Below are 20,276 nucleotides of genomic sequence, written 5' to 3' on the forward strand. Positions count from 1 at the left end.
ATAATCTTACCAGTAGTTAGCACGAATGGCCTGTCGCTTTCATTACAAACCTTGAGACCAGAAACGAAACTGGGTCATGGCCTCGTCAAGATCGGTCTCATTGACCCCTGCGCCCACCATGATCAGATGAGTCAACGGCGCAAAGACGGCAATGGCAAGCAGCACCACGACGATCAGCACCAGCGTGGACACCAGAGGTTTTTGCGATAGCCGCCGAATTCGATGATGCCAACGCCCGGTCAGATAAGGCTCTATGGCCATATAACCGTCCAACCCCGGTATAGGCGTTATATTGATAAAGAAGGCAATCAGATTGAAAAAGCCCAGCAAACCCACGGCCTGACGAAGGGGAGCCACGAAGGGGCCGCCGACACTCAGCAGGGCATAGAGGGTAAACAGCGCGATCGATAAGGCCAGAGTCGTCACCGGGCCGGCCAAGGCGACAATCGTCTGGGAGCGCGAACCTTTCAGAGCATCGAGATCGATCCTGACCGCCGCGCCCGGCAAGGGAATGCCGCCGAGGACCAGAATCACCAGAGGCAGCAAGAAGCTCATCCGCTTTGATATGTAGCGCAGCGGATCGAGCGTCAGATACCCCCTGATCCGGGTCATATAGTCGCCTTCGCGGAAGGCCGACACAGCGTGTGCATATTCATGCAGACAAACCCCGACGATCCAGCCCACAACCACGAATCCGAAGGTCAGCGGGCCGGCGGCTATAAAGGCTGGTGACGCCGGATCTGTCAGATACAGCAAAGGTAAGACCGCTAGTCCGCAGGCAAAAAAGACCCACAGGCCGAGCAGCCACCAAAAACGAAAATGTATTTTCACCTTCCCCCCAATTGAAAAGGCGGACAGTCGCCTGCCCGCCTTTTCGGTTTACCGTCTCAAATCAACCGCTTCAAGCCGCCTTGGCTTCCTTTTTACCGAACCGGCCATAGAAGGTTTCGCCCTTGGCGGCCATATCGCGCAGCAATTGCGGCGGCGCGAAGCGGTCGCCGTGTTTGGCCGCCAGGGCGTCCAGTTCCTCGACGAACTTCGCCGCGCCGATCGAGTCGATCAGCGAGACGATCCCGCCCGACCACGGCGCGAAACCCCAGCCCAAGATCGAGCCGACATCGGCTTCGCGCGGATCAGTGATGACGCCTTCCTCGAAACAACGCGCCGCCGTCACCGCCTGAATATAGAGCAGACGTTTCTTGATCTCCTCGACCAGTTCAGGCTCGGCCTCGTCGGTCGTCACGACGAACTTGTCGCTCAGACCCGACCACAGGCTCTTATTACCGCCCGCTTCGGGGTAATCGTAGAAGCCCTTGCCGTTCTTGCGCCCCAGACGGCCGTCGGCGACCATAGCGGCGACCTCCTTTTCGCCGGGGATCGGCACATAGGCGTCGCCCATGGCTTTCGCGGTTTCCGACGTGATCTTGACCAGCAGGTCGAGCGCCACGTCGTCCATCATCTCCAGCGGCCCGCGTGGCATGCCGGTCATGCGTCCAACATTGTCGATGATCGACGGCGCGATACCTTCGGACCACATGGTCATGCCTTCGGCGGTGAACGGGATGAAGCAGCGGTTGGCGAAGAAGAAGCGCGAGTCGTTGACGACGATCGGCGTCTTCTTGATCTTCAGCACGTAGTCCATCGCCTTGGCGAGCGTCGCGTCCGACGTCGTGTCGGTGGTAATGATCTCGACCAGCAGCATCTTGTCGACCGGCGAAAAGAAGTGGATGCCGATGAAATTTTCCGGCTTGCCCGACGCCTTGGCCAGTTGCGAAATGGGGATGGTCGAGGTGTTGGAACCGAAGATCGCCGTGTCGGCCTTATCGCCCGCATAGAGTTTGGCCTCGGCGTCCTTGGTGACGGTCGCTTTCAGTTCGGCGTTTTCGAACACGGCTTCGATGATGAGGTCGGAACCCGTGATCTGACCATAATCCGGCGTCGGCACGATCAGGTCGAGGACAGATTGCGCTTTCTCCTGAGTCATCTTGCCACGCGACACCGCTTTTTTAAGCAGGGACTCGCAATGAGATTTTCCCTTCGACGCGGCTGCGTCGTCGCGGTCGATGAGGATGACCTTGATACCGGCCAGAGCCGAGACATAGGCGATGCCCGCGCCCATCATCCCGGCGCCCAGCACCGCGACCTGCTGCGGGTCGGTCTTCGGCTGACCCGCCGGACGACCGCCGCCCTTGCCCAGGGCCTGCATGTTGAAGAAGAAGGTGCGGATCATCGCCTTGGCCTGCGGGGTTTGCAGGGTGTTGACGAAGTAGCGGCTCTCGACGCGGATGGCCGTGTCGAACGGCAGTTGCAGGCCTTCATAGACCGCACGCATCAGGTTCACCACCGCCGGATAGTTGCCGTAGGATTGCTTACGTAACAAGGCATTGCCCATGATGAAGACCTGCGCACCCGCCGGATGGTAGGGGCCGCCGCCGGGGATCTTATAGTCTTTCTTGTCCCACAGGGCGACGGCGTCGCCTTTCGTCTTGATCCAGTTTTTGGCGGCCTCGACTTCCTGACCTACCGGCACGACTTCGTGGACGATCCCCGCTTGCAGGGCCTCCTTCGGCTTGAAGCTCTTGCCTTCCGACATGGCCATCAGGGCGGCTTGTGCGCCGATCAGACGCGGCAGGCGCTGCGAGCCGCCACCGCCGGGGAACAGGCCGATCTTGATTTCCGGCAGGCCGACCTGCGTTTTCGGACCGTCGTTCAGTACGCGGTAATGGCACGCGAGCGACAGTTCCAGACCGCCGCCGAGCGCCAGACCGTTGATGGCGACCGCCACCGGCTTGCCGCAGGTCTCCAACTGACGATAGACACGGTTCATCTCGAAGGCTGCCGTAAACCCGGCCTTCAGCGCACCTTCCGGATCGTTGGGGTCGGACTTCGCTTCCCACGCGCCGCCCAGCATTTCTTCGAGGTCGGCCCCGGCGCAGAAGCCCGTCGTCTTGCCCGACGTGATGACCACGCCCTTGACCTCGGCGTCGGTCTTGGCGCGTTCGGCAATGGCCGAGAGGTCAGCCAAGGCGGATTTCGTGAAGGTGTTCATCGACTTGCCCGGCACATCGAAGGTGGCCAGCAGGATGCCGTCGGCATCGAGTTCGGTTTTGAAGTTTTCCATTATATTCTCTCCCCTTATACGCGCTCGATAACCGTGGCCGTGGCCATGCCGCCACCGACGCAAAGCGTCACCAGCGCCGTCTGTTTGCCGGTGCGCTCCAGCTCATCGAGCACCGTGCCGAGGATCATCGCCCCCGTCGCGCCCAGCGGGTGACCCATGGCGATCGCGCCGCCGCAGACATTGATCTTGTCGTGCGGGATATCGAGGGTCTGCATGTAGCGCAGGACCACCGAGGCGAAGGCTTCGTTCAGTTCATAGAGGTCGATATCCGACACCGCCATGCCGAGGCGCTTCAACAGCTTTTCGGTGACGTAAGACGGGCCGGTCAGCATGATCGAGGGTTCCGAGCCGATCGAGGCCATGCCCTTGATGCGCGCGCGCGGTTTCAGGCCGGTCTTGACTGCCGACTCCGCCGAACCGATCAACACCGCCGCCGAACCGTCGACGATGGCCGAGGAATTGCCGGGGGTATGGACGTGGTTGATACGCTCCAGCTCCGGATAGCGTTGATTGATCACCGCGTCGAAAGCCATTTCGCCCATCATGGCGAACGACGGATTGAGCCCGCCCAGGGTCTGCATGTCGGTATTCGGGCGGATGGTTTCGTCGCGATCCAGAAGCGTCACGCCCATCTGGTCCTTCACGGCCAGAACTGATTTCGCAAAGCGCTTTTCGGCCCAGCTTTGCGCCGAACGCTTGTGCGATTCCACCGCATAGGCATCGACGTCGTCGCGCGAAAAGCCCCACTTGGTGGCGATGGTGTCCGCCGAGACGCCCTGCGGGACGAAATAGGACGGAAAGGCCGCATTGACGTCGATGGCCCAGGCCCCGCCGTCCGAGCCCATCGGGATGCGGCTCATCGATTCGACGCCGCCCCCGATGGCCATCTCGGCCTCGCCGGAAATGACCTTGGCCGCCGCCATATTGATGGCCTCGAGACCGGACGCGCAAAAGCGGTTGATCTGCACACCGCCGGTCGTCTGGTTATAACCCGCCGCCAGCACCGCCGCGCGGGCGATATCGCCACCCTGTTCGCCGACCGGCGTCACGCATCCGAACACCACGTCGTCGACCAGCGCCGTATCGAGATTGTTGCGGTCTTTCAAACCTTTCAGCACCTGCCGCGACAGCTCCAGCGCGGTCACTTCGTGCAGCTTGCCGTCCTTCTTGCCCTTGCCGCGCGGCGTGCGCACCGCGTCATAAATGTAAGCTCCCGGCGCCAGATCTGGCATGGACATCCTCCTGCAAATTTTGGTTGCTGCTTACTTGCGCCCGCTTTACGCGAACGTCAAGATAGACGTAAGGTAACATTCCCGATACTTTCTGATAATTCATTGAAATAAATGAGAATTATTTCCATTCAATACCATTGATGCTGCGTCGACGCGTCACAGGCGCAATTATCATACAAACTTGACCCCTTGCGGGCTTTCCTATAGTCGGACAAAAAGACAGAATAACAAAACGGGGAACGCTTCCATGTCCAGTCCGCTTGATTCCATCCTCCGCCGCACACCGCCTGGCGCGGCTCTGGGCGAAGGCCTTCTGTGGTCGCGCCGCGATGCCTGCGTTTATTGGGTCGATATCCTCGGCAACAAGCTGCACGCGCTTTATATGGCCGATCTCAGCACGAAGACCTGGTATTTCCCCGAACATATCGGCTGGGTCATCGAGCGCCAGCAAGGCGGTTTCATTGCGGGCCTGATGAGCGGCTTCTACGAACTGCGCCTCGACCCGTTCATCCTGAAACACATCGCCAACCCCTTCCCGCACGAGCCCGGCAATCGCCTCAACGACGCCAAGGCCGACGATCAGGGCCGCATCTGGGCGGGGTCGATGCACAAGCCTCAGACGCAGAAGTCCGGCGCGCTGTACCGCCTCGATACCGACCTGACGCACCGTGAAATCGATGGTCCCTATCAGGTCGCCAACGGCCCGACCTTCGCGCCGGATCACTCGAAAATCTATCACACGGACTCGGGTGAAAACGATGTCTTCGTCTTCGATATCGAGGATGGCGAAGCGGTCAACAAGCGCCTGTTCGTCCATTTCCCGGACGACTGGGGCTCGCCCGACGGTATGACCACCGACGCGCAGGGCGGTATCTGGATCGCCCACTGGGGCGGCGGCAAGGTCAGCCGCTTCAATCCCGACGCTTCGCTCAACTTCTCCATCGATCTTCCTGCCCAGCAGATCACCAATGTCTGTTTCGCGGGCGACAAGCTCGACCGTGTCTTTGTGACCTCGGCGGCCGTGGATCAGCCCGGCGATCGTGAAGCGGGGACTTTGTTTGAAATCCCAAGTGAACTCCTGCGCGGCCATACCGGCCTTGAACCGCAGAAGTTTGGGGGGTAGGAACTCCCATGCCTTCTCCCCGTTTGCGGGGAGAAGGTGGCGCAAAGACGAAAGTCTTTGGGCCGGATGAGGGGCTTTCCCTCTGACTGTTGCCCCTCACCCCTACCCTCTCCCCGCAAGCAGGGAGAGGGGGTTAAGGAACGCCCGACCATGACCACACCTTCGCTGATCGCCGCCGACTGGGGCACCACCAATTTTCGCCTGTTCCTCTATGACGAAGCGGGCAAGGTCATCGCGCGCCACGCCGCCAATATCGGCCTGAAGAACCTCGGCGTCCTGACCTTCGAGCAGGCGCTCCTCAGCGTCCTGAAAGACGACTTCGCCGGTCTGGAACACCTGCCCTTTCTGCTGTCGGGCATGGTTGGTTCGCGTCAGGGCTGGGTGGAAGCGCCCTATGCCGCCTGCCCCGCCGATCTGCAAACGCTCGTTGATGGCATCGTCCGCGCCCCGTCGGAAAAGCTCGACGTGTCCATCGTCCCCGGCCTGTTCGCCGAAAGCCCCGGCACGGGCCTGCTCAACGTTATGCGCGGCGAAGAAACCCAGATTTTCGGCCTGCTGAAAAGCGACCCGACCGACGGTTTCATGGTCCTGCCCGGCACGCACTCGAAATGGGCGCTGATCCGTGATGGTCAGGTGCAGTCCTTTTCGACGCACATGACCGGTGAAATGTTCCAGGTCCTCAAGGCGCATTCGATCCTCGGCGTGCTGATGGAAAACACCACCGACAACGAAGAGGCCTTCCTGAAAGGCGTCGAGCGCGGCATGTATAACCGCGCCTTCCTGTCGGTCATCTTCTCCGTCCGCACCGAAGCCCTGTTCAACAATATCGCGCCTGCGCACCTGTCGGCCTATCTGTCGGGCATCCTGATCGGCTCGGAAATCATCGCCGAGCTGGAGCGCCACGGCCCGTCGCCCGTGCGCCTCGTCGGCGACGGCGCGCTGGTCGATCTCTACGAAAAAGCCCTCGCCTTCGCCGGTTTCAAGGACGTGACGCGCTTCGACGGAAACGCCGCCTCCGAAGCCGGCCTGTGGGCCATCCATCGCCTCCGGTCTTCGACCTGAGTCGATGTTTTTTGCTCGGCCCCTCATGTGCTTCCAAAAGTGGGGCCACTTTTGGCATGAGGCTTAACTATACGTCACGCACTTCGGTAGGGCAGAGCCCATTCGAGTGTTTGGTTTTAAAGGAACTACGACATGACTCTCATCGAACAATGGCAGGACATCCTCAAGACCCTGCCGCTCGTCGCTATCCTGCGCGGCCTGACGCCCGAAGAAGCCCTGCCGGTCGGCGACGCCCTGATCGATGCCGGTTTCAAAATCGTCGAGGTGCCGCTCAATTCGCCGCAACCGTTCGACTCGATCGCCAAACTGGCCACGCATCTGGGCTCGAAGGCCATCGTCGGTGCCGGTACGGTGCTGAAACTCGATGACGTGCAGAGACTGAAAGACGTCGGCGGGCAGATCTGCATCTCGCCCAACACCAATGTCGAGGTCATCCGCTTCGCCAAGGCGCTGGGCCTGATCTCCTTCCCGGCCTTCTTCACGGCGACCGAAGCCTTTCAGGCCATCGACGCCGGGGCCGACGCGTTGAAACTGTTCCCTGCCGAACTGGCCGGCACCAAGGGCCTCAAGGCGCTGAAAGCCGTCCTGCCGCGCACGATGCCGGTCTTCCCGGTCGGCGGCGTCGAGCCCGGCAATATGAAGGAGTTCCTCGATGCGGGTGCCGCCGGTTTCGGCATCGGCTCCAGTGTCTACAAGCCCGGCGACACGCCCGACATCGTCCACGCCAAGGCCACGGCCTTTGTGGAGGGCTGGAAGGCATTACGCGGTTAGATATTTGTTTGTCGCGATATTGTAGCCGAAACGAAGTTCGACGTAGTCAAAACCGCTTCACACTTTTGGCTACGCCGAACTTCGTTTCGGCATATCGCTTACCCCGCCTTGATGCACCAGCTGTCGGTAATGCCGAGCTGATCGCACAGCCGTTCGGCCTGAGCCTGAGAGGTGACCGGGCCGACGCGCAGGCGCACCATCGCCTTGCCTTCGGATGTGGTGACCGCTTGCAGCACCGGTTTGAAACGCTCAAGCCCCGGATTGCGCGCTTGAAGCGCCGTCCACGCGGCCTTCGCCCCGTCGCGGCTGCTGAACGAGCCGATCTGGATCGTCTTGAAGGCCGGTTCGCCGTTTTTCGGCAAAGCCACGGCCGCGGTTTTCACGACCGGCGCCTCGACCTTTACGATTTTCTTTTCGGTCGGCAAAGACTTCGGTTCGGCATCGGCGATCTCGGTCGCGTTGGGTAGTCCCGTATCCAGAATGGTCTCCGCATCGGGACGGTCCATATCGAGCGGGTTGACGATGCGGATCTTCATTTCCGGCGCGTGGGCCATCAGACCATCCTTGCCCGTCGTCAGTTCTTTCGCGGTTTCAAAGGCCAGTTCGATCTGCGCCTCGCGCGACACTTCAGAGGACGATGACGCGGACGACGAGGTCTCGCCCTTCCCATCGACATCGATTTCGGCTAAACGCGCGGCCATTCGCTGAAAGTCCTTGCCGTCTCCCTTGGGCAATTCACAGCCGCTCAGGCCCACTGCCGCAAGGCAGATCGTCAGGGTCAGCAGACTTGAAAACGGAGACGGGGAGCGCATATAGGCACCCTGACACACGGCGTTTAAATCGCCGTTAGCAAAACTGGTTAACACGCATGCTGAATGCCGATCCGATATCCGACACCGTGACGCGCGTCCGTGACCTGACCGCCCTGCGTGCCGCGGTCCGCGCCTTTCGCGCCAAGGGGTTGAGTGTCGGCTTCGTACCGACCATGGGCGCACTGCACGCCGGGCATCTGGCGCTCGTGCAGCACGCCAAAAGCCTGTGCGATGTGGTGGTGGTGTCGATCTTCGTTAACCCGAAACAGTTCGCCCCGCACGAGGATTTCGGCCGGTATCCGCGTCAGGAAGACGCCGATGCTGCGCTTCTGGCGACCGTCGGCTGTGACCTCGTCTATCTGCCCGAAGCCGACCTGATGTACCCCAGCGTGTTCGCATCCTTGGTTCATGTCGAAGGCCCCGCCCGCCCGCTCGAAGGCGAGTTCCGCCCGCAGTTCTTCGACGGCGTGGCGACCGTGGTCATGAAACTGTTCAATCAGGTCCAGCCCGACGTCGCCGTCTTCGGCGAAAAGGATTATCAGCAGTTACAAGTGGTCAAGACCTTCGTCCGCGACCTCGATCTGCCGGTAAAAGTCGTGGGCCTGCCGACCGTGCGCGAAGCCGACGGCCTCGCGCTTTCCTCGCGCAATGCCTATCTCAGCGCCGAAGAGCGCCAGACGGCGGCGCGCCTGATCGTCGAACTGAACGCTGTGGCCGAAACGGTGCGTAATGGCGGCGACCGCGACGTGGCTCTGCAAACTGCGACCGACAATCTGCTCACCGCCGGTTTCGGCCCGGTCGATTACGTCACTCTGCGCGATGCCGATACGCTCAGCGAACCCGGCCCCGACACGCGCGCCTTACGCCTGCTCGCCGCCGCATGGCTCGGCAAGACGCGCCTGATCGACAATATCGCGGTTTAGTCCGGCTTCGCTAACGGCCCGATGACCTCGATCGTGTCGGTGACGATGCCCATGCGCCACGACTTGGGCACCTTGGCCAGCTCGTCCGGCGTGTTGAGCGACGGCATACCGCCCTTGCGTTTGTTCGCGTCGCCTATCAGCCAGATATAGCTCCCGGCGTCGGCAAAGCGCTTCTGCAAGCGGTTCGGATAGCCCCAGGCCAGCCACGCATAGTTGGTGGGCAGATACAGCGTCGTGTTGCGGCAGGCGTCCGGCATATAGCCGCTCCAGCCCAGCGCCATGTAGCGCACCGCGCAGGCTTTCAGCTTCGCCTTGCCCGTCGGACGCAGTTCCGGGCGCAGCGTAACCAGCCGTTCCGTCGGCCGCTCCCCGGCAAAGACACTCAGCCGTTCGGGACGGGCTTCGGGATGCGCCTTGAGCCACGCATCCAGTTGATCGGCTTCGCGTGAGTCATTGCTCTTGATATTGATCAGGATGTGCTTGTCCGGAAAAGCCGTCAGGACCTCCGACAGCGACGGCATCTGGCCCTTGAATTTACCGCGGAACGGATAGGTCTTGCCCCCGTCGGCGGTATAGCCGTAGCCGATATCGAGCGCCTTCAGTTCGGCCAGGCTGTGTTTACGCGTGATCCCTTTCCCATCTGTGCGGCACTCGAGCGTCCAGTCGTGGAAGACGACGAAATCGCCGTCGGTCGTCGGGTGGACGTCGATCTCGACTCCGTCGGCCCCAAGGTCGAAGGCCGCCTGCATCGATGGCAGGGTGTTCTCCAGAAACCCATGCGTCGGCGGCAACATGCGGTCCGCCGTGCAGGTGTCGCGCGTCAGGCCTTCGCGGCTATAGTGCTGATAGAGCCCGCGGTGCGACAATAGTTGTGGCTTCGTCTCCGGCGGCGTCGCGGCCCACGAGGCATTGATCAGATAGAGTCCGGCGGCAATACCCGCGCCCGCTATATACCGCTTTTTCATCGCCATCTCCATATGCGTAGCATAGCTACATATATGCGCGTTTACGATTCCGCGTCAAGCAGGCCTTCGAGATTGGCGACCAGATCGGCGATGGTCTCCGGTTTCAACCGCGACAGCATGGCACCCATCATGGCCAGTCGTCGGGCATAGACGGTCTCATAGGCCGCCCGCCCCGCCTCGGTCAGGCTGAGCGACACGGTGCGCTTGTCGGTCGGGTGCGCCGCGCGGGCGACCAGTTCGGCCTTGATGAGCCCATTGACCATCCGGCTCATGGTTGGATGCGCGACCTTTTCCAGCGCGGCCAGTTCGGTCAGGGCGATATCCGGGTGGCTATAGAGTGTGCTCAGGGCCGCGTACTGGGCGCTGGTGATCGTGCCTGCCCCGTCCAGCACGCGTGCCTGCCGCAACAACCGCGTCGCCAGATTCTGAAAGCGCGCCGCCAGTTCGCTCGTATCGGTCGTCATATCCGGCAAGGCCCTTCCCTAAACGGCCGCGCCATTGTAGATGCCTGCGCAACCTCCCGCGTCCCTCGTTTTCAATAGTAAGTTCCTTATGATCCGCCTCGACAATATCAGCAAGCAGAACGGCCACCAGATCCTATTCATCGACGCCTCGATGGGCATTCAGAAGGGCGAGAAGGTCGGCCTTGTCGGACCGAACGGCGCCGGCAAGACGACCCTGTTCCGCATGATGACCGGTCAGGAACAGCCCGACGACGGACAGGTCGCTATCGATAGCGGCATGACCATCGGCTATTTCAGTCAGGAAGTCGGCGAAATGTCGGGGCAAAGCGCGGTCGCCGCCGTGATGGACGGCGTCGGCCCGGTCAGCGCGCTGGCCGCCGAGATGGCCGAGCTTGAAGCCGCCATGGCCGACCCGGATCAGCTGGATGCCTTTGATTCCATTATCGAACGCTATGGCGACGTACAGGCTCGCTTCGAGGAACTGGACGGCTATGCGCTGGAAGCGCGCGCGCGCGAAGTGCTGGCGGGCTTAAGCTTCTCGCAGGAACGCATGGACGGCGATGTGGGCTTACTCTCCGGCGGCTGGAAGATGCGCGTGGCGCTGGCGCGGATTCTCCTGATGCGGCCCGACGGGATGCTGCTCGACGAACCGTCCAACCACCTCGACCTCGAAAGCCTGATCTGGCTGGAGGCGTTTCTCAAGAATTACGACGGCGCGCTGCTGATGACCTCGCACGACCGCGCCTTCATGAACCGCATTATCGGCAAGGTCGTCGAAATCGACGGCGGCACCCTGATCACCTATTCGGGCGATCTCGACTTCTACGATCAGCAGCGCGCCCTTACCGAAGCCCAGCGTCAGGCGCAGTTCGAGCGTCAGCAGGCCATGCTGGCCAAGGAAATCAAGTTCATCGAACGCTTCAAGGCCCGCGCTTCCCACGCCGCTCAGGTCCAGAGCCGGGTGAAAAAACTCGACAAGATCGAGCGCGTCGAAGCCCCCCGTCGCCGTCAGGCGGTGCAGTTCGAATTCCGCAGCCCGCCACGCTCCGGCGACGACGTGCTGAACCTGCGCGACGTCCATAAGGGCTATGGCGATCTGTCGATCTATTCGGGTCTGGACTTCAAGGTCCGGCGCAAGGAACGCTGGTGCATCCTGGGCGCCAACGGTGCGGGCAAGTCGACCCTGCTCAAGCTGGTCGCTGGCGACACCACACCCGACAAGGGCACGGTCACCGTGGGCGCGAGCGTGAAGATGGGCTATTTTGCCCAGCACTCGATGGACCTGCTCGACGGCGAAGAGACGATCTTCGAATCGCTGGAAGGCGCGTTCCCGCAGGCCCCGCAAGGCGCGCTAAGGACGCTGGCCGGGTGCTTCGGCTTCTCCGGCGACGATGTCGAAAAACCGTGCCGCGTGCTGTCCGGCGGTGAAAAGGCGCGTCTGGTCATGGCGCGGATGCTGTTCGATCCGCCGAACCTCTTGGTGCTGGACGAACCGACCAACCACCTCGATATGGTGACCAAGGAAATGCTGGTCGCGGCGCTGGCCGATTTCGAAGGGACCATGCTGTTCGTCTCGCACGACCGCCATTTCCTGGGGGCACTGTCGAACCGGGTGCTGGAACTGACGCCTGACGGCGTGCATCAATATGGCGGCGGCTATACGGAATACGTCGCCCGCACCGGTCAGGAAGCGCCGGGTCTGCACCCGGGCGGGTAGTCAGGACTGACGATAGTACACGTCTAAACCGATGTTGATCACGCGGCCATCAACGCAAAAAAGGACGGCCACTCACGCGGCCGCCCTGTAGTTTCGCCTTTTCATATCGGGATGATGCACATGAAAAGGCGCTGGGTATCGTGACCGCCGTCGCGGGGAGTTCGCGACGGCGGAACAGCGACTATTGCAGCTTGTAGATGACGCCGAGACGCATCTTGCGGCCGCCATAGACCACCTGCCAGGGCGTTTCCGGAACGGCGGCCAGACCACGGGTCGGGCCTACACGAACGCTGGCTTCTTTCAGGACATTCGTCGCCTCGAAATACACCTCGACGTTCGGCTTGAATTTGTGCGTGATCTTGGCATCCAGATAGGCGTTCTCGGCGTTATAGTAGGCTTCGCCGGGATTGTAGGGCAGGCTGACAAAGGTCCGCGGGTTCGAGTTCGGGTAGGCATAGGTCGGCAGACGGTTGGCGTCGCACGAGGCGATACATTCCAGAACCTGCGAGCGGACCTGATAGGCCAGTTTCGCATTGGTCTTGCCGTCGTCGTACCAGATCGACAGGTTGCCGAAATATTCGGGCCGTCCCGATGGCCCCAGATTCTGGCCGGAGATCAGGTCCTGATAGCCGCCGCCCGACGCCTTGTTGGTCGAATAGTTCAGATCGACGCCCATGTAACGGAGACGCCACGGCAGGAAGGTCAGGGCCGCTTTCGAGGAGAACTCCCAGCCCGCCTGCGTGGTGCCCGGCTGATTGATCCAGGTGTTGTAGGTAAAGGTGAAATCCGACAGGGGCTTTCCCGACACCGGATCGACTTCACCGCTTCCGGCGAACACCGGCTGATCGACCATGATCTTACGCGTCGGCGAGCCGATCTTGATCTTCTGACGGTAATAGGCCAGCGACACGAAGGTGTCCCTGTTGATATACCATTCGATCGCGGTGTTGTTCTTGGTTGCCGTGTAAGGCTTCAGATCGGGGTTACCGAAATCGCCGCAGGTCTGATCAAGATCTTCACCGGCGACAATCCGGTCTTCGATCCGCTGATCCACCGTACAGGTGCCCGCCGGGAACAGGTAGCTGACGCCCGCGCGCGAGATGGTTTTCGACCAGTTATAGCGCAGAACGACCTTGTCGGGAATGGCCCAGAGCGCGGCGTTATAGCTCGGCAACCAGTCGGTATATTCGCGTTCGACGGCGATCGGCTTGGTGATGGTCGTCGTCTGAACACGACCATAGCCTTCCGCCGCGTTCCAATCCTTCAGGGGGTCGCCGGTGCCGGTGATTTTACGCACGGAACTGATCGACGTGAAACCGCTGCCGGCCACCTTCGAATTAACCGCCCGGACGCCGAAATTGCCTTCGAACGTCATATTGAACGGCAGGGGTTGTTCGAAATCGAACATGTAGTAGGCGGCCGTAACCTCTTCCGACGAGAAGTTGGTCGGCATGGCATAGAGGTTGCCATCTGTGCCCTTACACACCTTCAGGCAGTTGGTATTATAGTTCTGTGCCGAGGCCAGTTGCGAATACAGCTTGGGTATATCGAGGGTATTCCACTGCGACATTCCCTGAACACCGTCGTAACCCGGGAAGAAGGCACCCTCCATAGGCAGGATGCTGTTCTGAAGTATCTTGATCAAATCGGCGCGCGGAAGCGTTTCCACCCCGTGCATCCAGTCCGTACGGGCCGAGGACGGAACGCCGCTGGTCAGATTGTACATCGCATTCGGCACATAGCCGTAGACGCATCGGTTTGCGGCTGTCGTCGTCGCCTGATTTTCACAGGCGCGAACCGTCGACCGGAGGTTTTGCGTCGGTACGCCGACCATCAGGCTCGGCAAATATCCGTCGCCGCGCCACAGCTGATTGTCGATCTTGCGGTACTGAATACCGGCCTTGAAGCGCTTCAGGACCGGAAAGTCCGGCATCTGATAGGTCAGGTCGATCTTGCCCTGGGTTTCACCGGTCTCAACCAGACGCGGCCCGAAGCCCAGGCTGATAGAGTCCGAGTATTGAGCCAGTTGCGACGCCGTTGACCCGGTGGCCGGGTTGAGCGGCATGAATTGCGTCAAATCGTTGGGATTGAACGACGCCGGAAGCTTGATATCCCACGTACCGGTCGGCGTGGCGAACATCTCCGCCCCGGTGTAGAAAGTCTTGATCGATGCCCGATAGTCGTAACGCGTATATTCTGCGTCCTGTTTGCTGCCCATGAATTCGATCAGAAGCGGGCCGTCCTTATAGGTACCGCCGGCCTGAATGTAAGAGGTATCCCAGATCTGATCATTGTAGATTTGGTCGAGATTATACTCGGCGCGCCCCAGCGTCAGCGCGGTGACGTGGTGAGCGGAATCCATTTTGATGGAACCGGGCACAATATTGATCGCCTGACCGTAGATCGGGAACGCGTTGTTGGTCGTCACCGAACCGGCAGTGTTATCCAGTTGCCGATAACCGGACAGTTGCGTCGGATTGTACAGATAATAGCCGTTCCCGGCGGTGGGTGTAATGAAGTCCGATGAGTTGACCGGGAAGGTCGTATTGCCCACCAGAGTGAAAAGGTTGGTCGCAAACGCATCGCCGCCGCGCGAATTGGGATCGATATCGATATTGCCGCGCGAGCGGTTGGCGCGGATATCCTGCATTTTACGATCGGTCTTCTGATACTTCGCGAAGACGGTCAGCTTATCATTTACCCGGAAATCGAACCGGATATCCCAGGATTGTCGGTCCTCGTACTGCTTTTGCAGAGCCTCACGCAGGTTCGACGGCGAATAGTCGTTCCACTGGCTCAGGCAGGTGAATTGTTCCTGAATACGGATCGTTTGCGCGTCGCGGCGGCTGTTGTTGCTATTGGCACCCGTGATCGTATTAAGCTGGGCTTCGGTATAGAGCGGAAACGCGGCCAGACAGTCGGCCTTGGTCTTGGCATTGGCCGACCGGGTGACGATATCCAGCGGCGTATTGGTCAGGAATTTCGCGGTGCCGCCAACCGCCAGATCATAGCTGCCGACCGGCAGGGTGGCTGCCGAACCCGAAACGGTCGAGGGGTTGAACTGAAAAGTCTTTTCCGGTGAGCCATCGAAATCGACCAGGCGGTAATAGCCCTGATCGAAATTGTCCATGCTGGTCTGATGGCTTTCGTTGTACGTCTTGCGCGTCGAGAGATTGAAAACGACCCCCAGCCGACCCTCGAAGAATTTGCGCGATGCCACGATACCGATGTCGGGAACTATCTTTTCGTTCATCGAGTTGCGTTCACCCGCCACTCGGATCTGGAAAAACGGCTTCTTGAAGTCCAGACCGGTCCGGGTCTGGATCGAGACCGTTCCGCCCAGACCGCCTTCGGTCTGATCCGGGGTTGCCCCCTTGACGACATCGACACTCTTGATCAGGTCGGCAGGCAATTCGCGCAGGTCGGCACCGCGACCGGACGGGTTGCCATAGGCCAGATCGTAACCCGATGTGGCGGCGGACATGCCATCGAGTTCAACACGGGTCAGGTCTGCCGTGTTACCGCGCAGGGTAATCTGCTCGCCCTCGCCGCTTTCGCCGCGCGCCAGACTCACGCCCGCGATACGGGACAGGGCTTCGGCCAGGTTGCGGTCGGGGAACGAACCGACATCGTCGGCGACGATCGAGTCGGTCGCCGTCTTGGCCTTCTTCTTGCGATCGATGGCCGACTGCTGGGACGCGCGCGTACCTACGATGACGACGGTTTCGATATTGTCGCCGGACGCCGGAGCGGCTTGTTGCGCGGCGACCGGAGCCGCCGTTAGCGCTATCATGGCCAGGCCTGTGCTCGCCATGAGGTATGTCGCGAAACGCCGCGACGAAAACTCTCTCATTGTTCCTCTCCTGGGACGTGACGTCCGCTTTTTATTTTTGAAGTACCTGCGTAGTGCATAGGAAACTCGGAGCGATGCGGAATTTGGTATTTTGACACCACACACACTCACCGGGCTGAATGAGACCGGGAGGACTTTTTTCTAAAAAGGCCTATCGCTCACCCATCAAAATGATAACGCTACCACACGCATTGAACAATGATGTTTTTAAATGAGGAAACAATTTTCTAATTTGAAAGTAAAAAATGTGACACAAATCACACGAAATTCCAGAGACATGGTCGCCCAAAATTAAATATAAATTATATATTTCAATAATTTACATGAATATAAAATGATAGCGCTGTCAGAAAAATGTGTTTTTATGAGACAATATTAAGCCGTGCTGATTATTGCCGGTGAAAAATATCTGCAATTTGTGGCGTGCCGATCAGGCGACATTTGGTAATTTTAACTACCAAATTTAAAACAAATTTTCACATAATTTTACTGACGGCAAGCCCTTCACCGTCACGAATCGATACAGGGCGGTACGATCGTGTTGTCGCCTCACGCAGATCCCTCTCCCCGCCCGTAGGCCTGCGCCGCGCGGCGTTTGAACTCGGTGATCAGGGCCTGAGCCCGCGGGTCGGTGCTGCGTTCCGTCAACGAATAGACCCCCATGCGCACCGGGTCCGACATGTCGTCCTGCACCAAGCGAACCTGATGAACTCCTATCCGGGCAAACTCTCCCGCCATCAGGTCGCCGTGCTGAAGCACCGCGTCGGTCTGTTTGACGTAGTCCAGACAGGCTTCCAGCGAATCCGAGGTAAAAGCCTTTCCCACCGTGCCGCCCGTAAACACCGAGTTGGAAAAGCGCCGCTGGTGGCTTTCCTTGGGAAAGGCGAGCGTCGAGGGATAGGCTCTCATTTCGGCCAGCGTCCGGACCTGACCCAGCAGCGGGTGTCCGGCGCGGACGAAATAGCCGTCGCGCAAGTGGCCTACCGGTGAAAAGTCCGTCCCCAGACTGGGGTCGAGGTCAGGAATCTTGTGCCCGACGAAGGCGACGATATCCCCCGCCAGAAGCTGGTCCAGCAGACGCAGGACATTGCCGATGCTCACATGAATGGCGACGTCGGGATGCTCCGCCCGGTAATCGAAAATGAACCCTCGCAGGAACGCCGTCCAGGCCGTGTAGCCCGAACCGAGGCTCAGACCGTAGTCCATATCCTTGCGTTGACGCTCGATCGAGGTCAGGGCGTTGTCGTGCAGGCGCTTCATGACGATACCGTGCTCGTAGAGCGTCTGGCCGTAGGAGGTCAGCCGCATACCGCGCGGCGTGCGCTCGAAAAGCTCGACACCCAGCGAGGTTTCCAGCTTCTTGAGGTTGAAGGTCAGGGTCGGCTGGGTCACCCGCAGGCGTTCGGCGGCCAGGCTAAGGGAACCGGCGTCGGCGACCGACAGAAATTGCAGCAGGCTGCGGTCCATGAGGGCTCCATGTTGTATAGATTTTTTCAATAGATACGCTGATATTTCGTATTTTTCTATAGGTCATCAAGCTGATAGAGTAAACATCGAAGACAATACGGTATCTGCAACCCAAAAAAGAAAAGCGCAGAACCAACAGGGATAAATTCAATAAAAACCAATATTTCGCCAGTATTCGCCGAGAAAAAAACCAAGGTTTCCGCCTCGGCATCTGCCATACCTTCTGCGTACTAATTCCCCTATAGGAAGGTAAACTCATGCGGCCCGTTAGCGTACGGGCCGCTTTTTTTTGCCCGTTACCTCACCACGCGCCTGCCTCGCGCAGGGCATTGACTAGTTCCGGCGGCAATTCCGCGCCGTTGTCGCCCATAACCAGGTCTTTCGGCGAATCCTTGGCCTCCAGATAGCGCCAGCCCTGAAAGGCGCGGCGCGGATGCGGTTCGGTCAGGATATGCTGCGTCGAGACCGTGATCAGGCATTGAGGGATAGCGCCCTCGGCCGTCTCGATACTGAGGATCGGGCGGCGGACCAGAATCACCCCCTTGATGACCCAGAACAGCGAGCCGCCGTCGAGCAGTTCCTCGGCGCGTTTAGGCGTCTGGCGCGTGTGGATGGTGCGCGTGGCGTGGCCCGCCTCCCAGCTCAGCAGGTCTTCGACCGTATCGGCACCCACGCACAGCTTGACCAGATTGACGCTCATCTTACTTCAACTTTCGGGAACATATTACCGCCACTTGCACTTAAGACATTGGCAGGCATTGTAGAGGACACTATCTATTAACCGTAACCATAAGAATCAAGGCCCGCCCTCATGGCCGACACGCTGGAAACCGCCCTCGCCAAGCTATTCAACACCTCTTCGACGCTCGAAGAGGCAAGCTGGATCACCCTGTCCGGCGGCAGCCGCCTGTTCAGCGCCGGAGACGAGTCCGACCACCTCTATTTACTGCGCTCAGGTCGTCTGGGCGTCTTCCGCCATGACGACGATCAGCAGGGCCTGCACCTGATCGGCATCATCAAGCCCGGTGAACCCGCCGGCGAGATGTCGCTGATCGCCGGGACGCCGCACACCTCGACCCTGATCGCGCTGCGCGACTGCGAGCTGATGGTATTGCCGAAGGAGGCCTTCCTGCGCGCCATCGAGACCGCGCCGGACGTGCTGCTGGCCCTGTCGAAGCAGATGATCCAACGCGCCCGCGAAGGGACGCCGCGCGAAGGACGCCGCCACAACACCCCGAATGTCTTCGCCTTTTTCGCGCTCAATGACATCCTTGTGCGGCCTCTGGTCGATAAGATCGCCGGGCATATCCGCACTCTGGGTTACAGCGTGGCGATCTTCGACAAGGACAATCACGGTTCCACCTTCGACACCTTCTCCAAGGCCGAGGCCGAGAACGACTACGTCCTTTACGTCGCCGAAAAACCGGAAAGCCACTGGCGGCTGCTCAGTTCGCGGCAGGTCGATCACACCTTCTGGATCGCCGACGCGCGCGATCATTCGGCGCGTGAAACACCTGAGACGCCGACGGGTACGCTCAGCCCCGAAGACTCGCAGATGCTCGACCCGCTGGGGCTGCAACGGGCGCCGGACCTGATCCTCATTCAGGCGCAGGAATCCGATGGCCGCAAGATCATCGCCCACACCAAGAGCTGGATCGACACCTTCCGCCCGGCACGCTGGTTCCACGTCGGCGATCATTCGGTGCAGGACGCGGCGCGCATCGCCCGCATCGTCACCGGCCATTCGATCGGCATCGTCTTTTCAGGCGGCGGGGCGCGGGCCTTTTCGCACATCGGCGCGGTGCAGGCGCTGCGCGAGGCGCATATCCCCATCGATTTCGTCTGCGGCTCGTCGATGGGCGGTATCGTCGGCGCCTGCGTAGCGCAGGAATGGTCCGAGGCCGAAATCGACGAGAATATCCGGGCGGCCTTCGTCGATTCCTCGCCACTGGACGACATCACCTTCCCGTTTCTGGCCCTTACGGGCGGCAAGAAGGTCGACGAACGGCTGACGAAGTATTTTGGCGAGGTCCTGATCGAAGACCTGCCCCTGCCCTTCTTCTGCCTGTCGTCGAACCTGACCTCAGGCACGATCAAGGTTCACAAGGGCGGTCTGATGCGTCAGGCCCTGCGCGCCTCGATCTCGCTGCCGGGGATCATGCCGCCGGTCATCGAGGAGGGTCAGGTGCTGGTCGACGGGGCGGTGATGCGTTCCTTCCCGGCCCTGATGATGCGCAATACGCATCTGGGGACCGTCATCGGCGTCGATGTGACCCGCGCCAAGGGCATCGATCCGAAAACGGTAGAGGTGCCGAAAAGCCTGCCGACCTGGTTCCTCAAAGGCGACTGGCGCAAGGGGCCGCCGATCGTCTCGATCCTGATGCGCTCGGCGACGATCACCACCGCCGCCGATCTGGAGCAGAGCCGTCTGGCCAGCGATCTTTTGATCATCCCCGAACCCGAAGGCGTCGAAATCCGCGACTGGTATGCCTACGATCTGGCGGTCGAGTCGGGTTATCAGACGACGGTGGACAGCCTCGCCAAGCTGGAGCACCCGGTGACACAGTTGCGTAAGCTGGGGGTCAGCCTGCATCCGAACATACCGGCCTTTACACCGGACGACAGCTTCATCACGCCGCCGAAGTTCGAAAAGCCGAAATATGGGTTGAAGAATACAGGCCGCGTGGTGTCGAAGCCTATGAAACTGGGCAACAAGCCCGTTCCGAAGATGTAAGAACGCCCTCCTCCCTACGCAGTGGGGAGGTG

At 60.2% G+C, this 20,276-nt stretch carries 15 protein-coding genes; 6 read left to right on the forward strand and 9 right to left on the reverse strand.

All coding sequences use genetic code 11. The annotated features are described in order from the left end of the window. Nucleotides 1–42 precede the first annotated feature (42 nt). The 3 genes from AEYBE204_RS39370 to AEYBE204_RS25930 form a co-directional block, all read right to left on the reverse strand. Entirely contained in the window at nt 43–756 is a 714-nt protein-coding gene (locus AEYBE204_RS39370; protein WP_023461340.1) for a site-2 protease family protein, read from the reverse strand. A gap of 145 nt (nt 757–901) precedes the next feature. Next, the gene (locus AEYBE204_RS25925; RefSeq protein WP_023461341.1) at nt 902–3,121 is read right to left on the reverse strand and encodes a 3-hydroxyacyl-CoA dehydrogenase NAD-binding domain-containing protein; all 2,220 of its coding nucleotides are present in this window, start codon (nt 3,119–3,121) and stop codon (nt 902–904) included. Nucleotides 3,122–3,135: 14 nt separating this feature from the next. Then, on the reverse strand, nt 3,136–4,353 hold the full coding sequence (locus AEYBE204_RS25930; RefSeq protein ID WP_023461342.1) for an acetyl-CoA C-acetyltransferase: 1,218 nt from the start codon (nt 4,351–4,353) through the stop codon (nt 3,136–3,138). 247 nt (nt 4,354–4,600) lie between these two features. On the opposite strand from AEYBE204_RS25930, the gene AEYBE204_RS25935 reads away from it, so the two are divergent. The 3 genes from AEYBE204_RS25935 (at nt 4,601) to AEYBE204_RS25945 (ending at nt 7,309) form a co-directional block, all read left to right on the forward strand. Next, complete coding sequence (locus tag AEYBE204_RS25935) at nt 4,601–5,476, forward strand: SMP-30/gluconolactonase/LRE family protein (protein ID WP_023461343.1); 876 nt, start codon at nt 4,601–4,603, stop codon at nt 5,474–5,476. Nucleotides 5,477–5,626: 150 nt separating this feature from the next. After that, nucleotides 5,627–6,538 carry a 2-dehydro-3-deoxygalactonokinase gene (locus tag AEYBE204_RS25940; protein ID WP_023461344.1) on the forward strand — a complete coding sequence of 304 codons (912 nt, stop codon included), beginning with the start codon at nt 5,627–5,629 and terminating at the stop codon, nt 6,536–6,538. A 132-nt stretch (nt 6,539–6,670) separates the two neighbouring features. Next, entirely contained in the window at nt 6,671–7,309 is a 639-nt protein-coding gene (locus AEYBE204_RS25945) for a 2-dehydro-3-deoxy-6-phosphogalactonate aldolase (RefSeq protein ID WP_023461345.1), read from the forward strand. Nucleotides 7,310–7,407: 98 nt separating this feature from the next. Here AEYBE204_RS25945 and AEYBE204_RS39375 read toward each other — a convergent pair whose 3' ends face one another. Next, nucleotides 7,408–8,121 (reverse strand): SPOR domain-containing protein, encoded by a 714-nt coding sequence (locus tag AEYBE204_RS39375; protein WP_052019284.1) that lies wholly within the window; start codon nt 8,119–8,121, stop codon nt 7,408–7,410. 56 nt (nt 8,122–8,177) lie between these two features. Here AEYBE204_RS39375 and panC point away from each other — a divergent pair, with 56 nt between their 5' ends. Further along, on the forward strand, nt 8,178–9,044 hold the full coding sequence (gene panC / locus AEYBE204_RS25955; protein ID WP_023461347.1) for a pantoate--beta-alanine ligase: 867 nt from the start codon (nt 8,178–8,180) through the stop codon (nt 9,042–9,044). On the opposite strand, the gene AEYBE204_RS25960 is transcribed toward panC, so the two are convergent. Next, nucleotides 9,041–10,009: a glycerophosphodiester phosphodiesterase family protein gene (locus AEYBE204_RS25960; protein WP_023461348.1), complete on the reverse strand. Its 969-nt coding sequence runs from the start codon at nt 10,007–10,009 to the stop codon at nt 9,041–9,043. The genes panC and AEYBE204_RS25960 overlap by 4 nt on opposite strands. A gap of 41 nt (nt 10,010–10,050) precedes the next feature. Continuing rightward, complete coding sequence (locus tag AEYBE204_RS25965) at nt 10,051–10,473, reverse strand: MarR family winged helix-turn-helix transcriptional regulator (RefSeq protein WP_023461349.1); 423 nt, start codon at nt 10,471–10,473, stop codon at nt 10,051–10,053. An 88-nt stretch (nt 10,474–10,561) separates the two neighbouring features. On the opposite strand from AEYBE204_RS25965, the gene AEYBE204_RS25970 reads away from it, so the two are divergent. Further along, nucleotides 10,562–12,190: an ABC-F family ATP-binding cassette domain-containing protein gene (locus tag AEYBE204_RS25970; RefSeq protein WP_023461350.1), complete on the forward strand. Its 1,629-nt coding sequence runs from the start codon at nt 10,562–10,564 to the stop codon at nt 12,188–12,190. Nucleotides 12,191–12,371: 181 nt separating this feature from the next. On the opposite strand, the gene AEYBE204_RS25975 is transcribed toward AEYBE204_RS25970, so the two are convergent. The 3 genes from AEYBE204_RS25975 to AEYBE204_RS25980 all read right to left on the reverse strand — a co-directional run bounded on the left by AEYBE204_RS25975 (nt 12,372) and on the right by AEYBE204_RS25980 (nt 18,210). Further along, nucleotides 12,372–16,004 (reverse strand): TonB-dependent receptor, encoded by a 3,633-nt coding sequence (locus tag AEYBE204_RS25975; RefSeq protein ID WP_162148393.1) that lies wholly within the window; start codon nt 16,002–16,004, stop codon nt 12,372–12,374. Between the two features lie 588 nt (nt 16,005–16,592). Beyond that, the gene (locus tag AEYBE204_RS39380) at nt 16,593–17,510 is read right to left on the reverse strand and encodes a LysR family transcriptional regulator (RefSeq protein WP_023461352.1); all 918 of its coding nucleotides are present in this window, start codon (nt 17,508–17,510) and stop codon (nt 16,593–16,595) included. Nucleotides 17,511–17,811: 301 nt separating this feature from the next. After that, nucleotides 17,812–18,210: a DUF1489 family protein gene (locus tag AEYBE204_RS25980; RefSeq protein WP_023461353.1), complete on the reverse strand. Its 399-nt coding sequence runs from the start codon at nt 18,208–18,210 to the stop codon at nt 17,812–17,814. Nucleotides 18,211–18,321: 111 nt separating this feature from the next. On the opposite strand from AEYBE204_RS25980, the gene AEYBE204_RS25985 reads away from it, so the two are divergent. Then, complete coding sequence (locus tag AEYBE204_RS25985; RefSeq protein ID WP_023461354.1) at nt 18,322–20,244, forward strand: patatin-like phospholipase family protein; 1,923 nt, start codon at nt 18,322–18,324, stop codon at nt 20,242–20,244. The last annotated feature ends 32 nt before the right edge of the window (nt 20,245–20,276 follow it).

Origin of the sequence: Asticcacaulis sp. YBE204 (assembly GCF_000495855.1) — a bacterium.
Lineage (GTDB): Bacteria > Pseudomonadota > Alphaproteobacteria > Caulobacterales > Caulobacteraceae > Asticcacaulis.

What these genes read in the sequence shown, in the direction of transcription:
- AEYBE204_RS25930 (WP_023461342.1), bottom strand. Translation starts at nt 4,353, where the DNA reads ATGCCAGATCTGGCGCCGGGAGCTTACATTTATGACGCGGTGCGCACG.
- AEYBE204_RS25940 (WP_023461344.1), top strand. Translation starts at nt 5,627, where the DNA reads ATGACCACACCTTCGCTGATCGCCGCCGACTGGGGCACCACCAATTTT.
- panC (WP_023461347.1), top strand. Translation starts at nt 8,178, where the DNA reads ATGCTGAATGCCGATCCGATATCCGACACCGTGACGCGCGTCCGTGAC.
- AEYBE204_RS25975 (WP_162148393.1), bottom strand. Translation starts at nt 16,004, where the DNA reads ATGGCGAGCACAGGCCTGGCCATGATAGCGCTAACGGCGGCTCCGGTC.
- AEYBE204_RS25925 (WP_023461341.1), bottom strand. Translation starts at nt 3,121, where the DNA reads ATGGAAAACTTCAAAACCGAACTCGATGCCGACGGCATCCTGCTGGCC.
- AEYBE204_RS25970 (WP_023461350.1), top strand. Translation starts at nt 10,562, where the DNA reads ATGATCCGCCTCGACAATATCAGCAAGCAGAACGGCCACCAGATCCTA.
- AEYBE204_RS25985 (WP_023461354.1), top strand. Translation starts at nt 18,322, where the DNA reads ATGGCCGACACGCTGGAAACCGCCCTCGCCAAGCTATTCAACACCTCT.
- AEYBE204_RS25980 (WP_023461353.1), bottom strand. Translation starts at nt 18,210, where the DNA reads ATGAGCGTCAATCTGGTCAAGCTGTGCGTGGGTGCCGATACGGTCGAA.
- AEYBE204_RS39375 (WP_052019284.1), bottom strand. Translation starts at nt 8,121, where the DNA reads ATGCGCTCCCCGTCTCCGTTTTCAAGTCTGCTGACCCTGACGATCTGC.
- AEYBE204_RS25960 (WP_023461348.1), bottom strand. Translation starts at nt 10,009, where the DNA reads ATGAAAAAGCGGTATATAGCGGGCGCGGGTATTGCCGCCGGACTCTAT.
- AEYBE204_RS25935 (WP_023461343.1), top strand. Translation starts at nt 4,601, where the DNA reads ATGTCCAGTCCGCTTGATTCCATCCTCCGCCGCACACCGCCTGGCGCG.
- AEYBE204_RS39380 (WP_023461352.1), bottom strand. Translation starts at nt 17,510, where the DNA reads ATGGACCGCAGCCTGCTGCAATTTCTGTCGGTCGCCGACGCCGGTTCC.
- AEYBE204_RS25945 (WP_023461345.1), top strand. Translation starts at nt 6,671, where the DNA reads ATGACTCTCATCGAACAATGGCAGGACATCCTCAAGACCCTGCCGCTC.
- AEYBE204_RS25965 (WP_023461349.1), bottom strand. Translation starts at nt 10,473, where the DNA reads ATGACGACCGATACGAGCGAACTGGCGGCGCGCTTTCAGAATCTGGCG.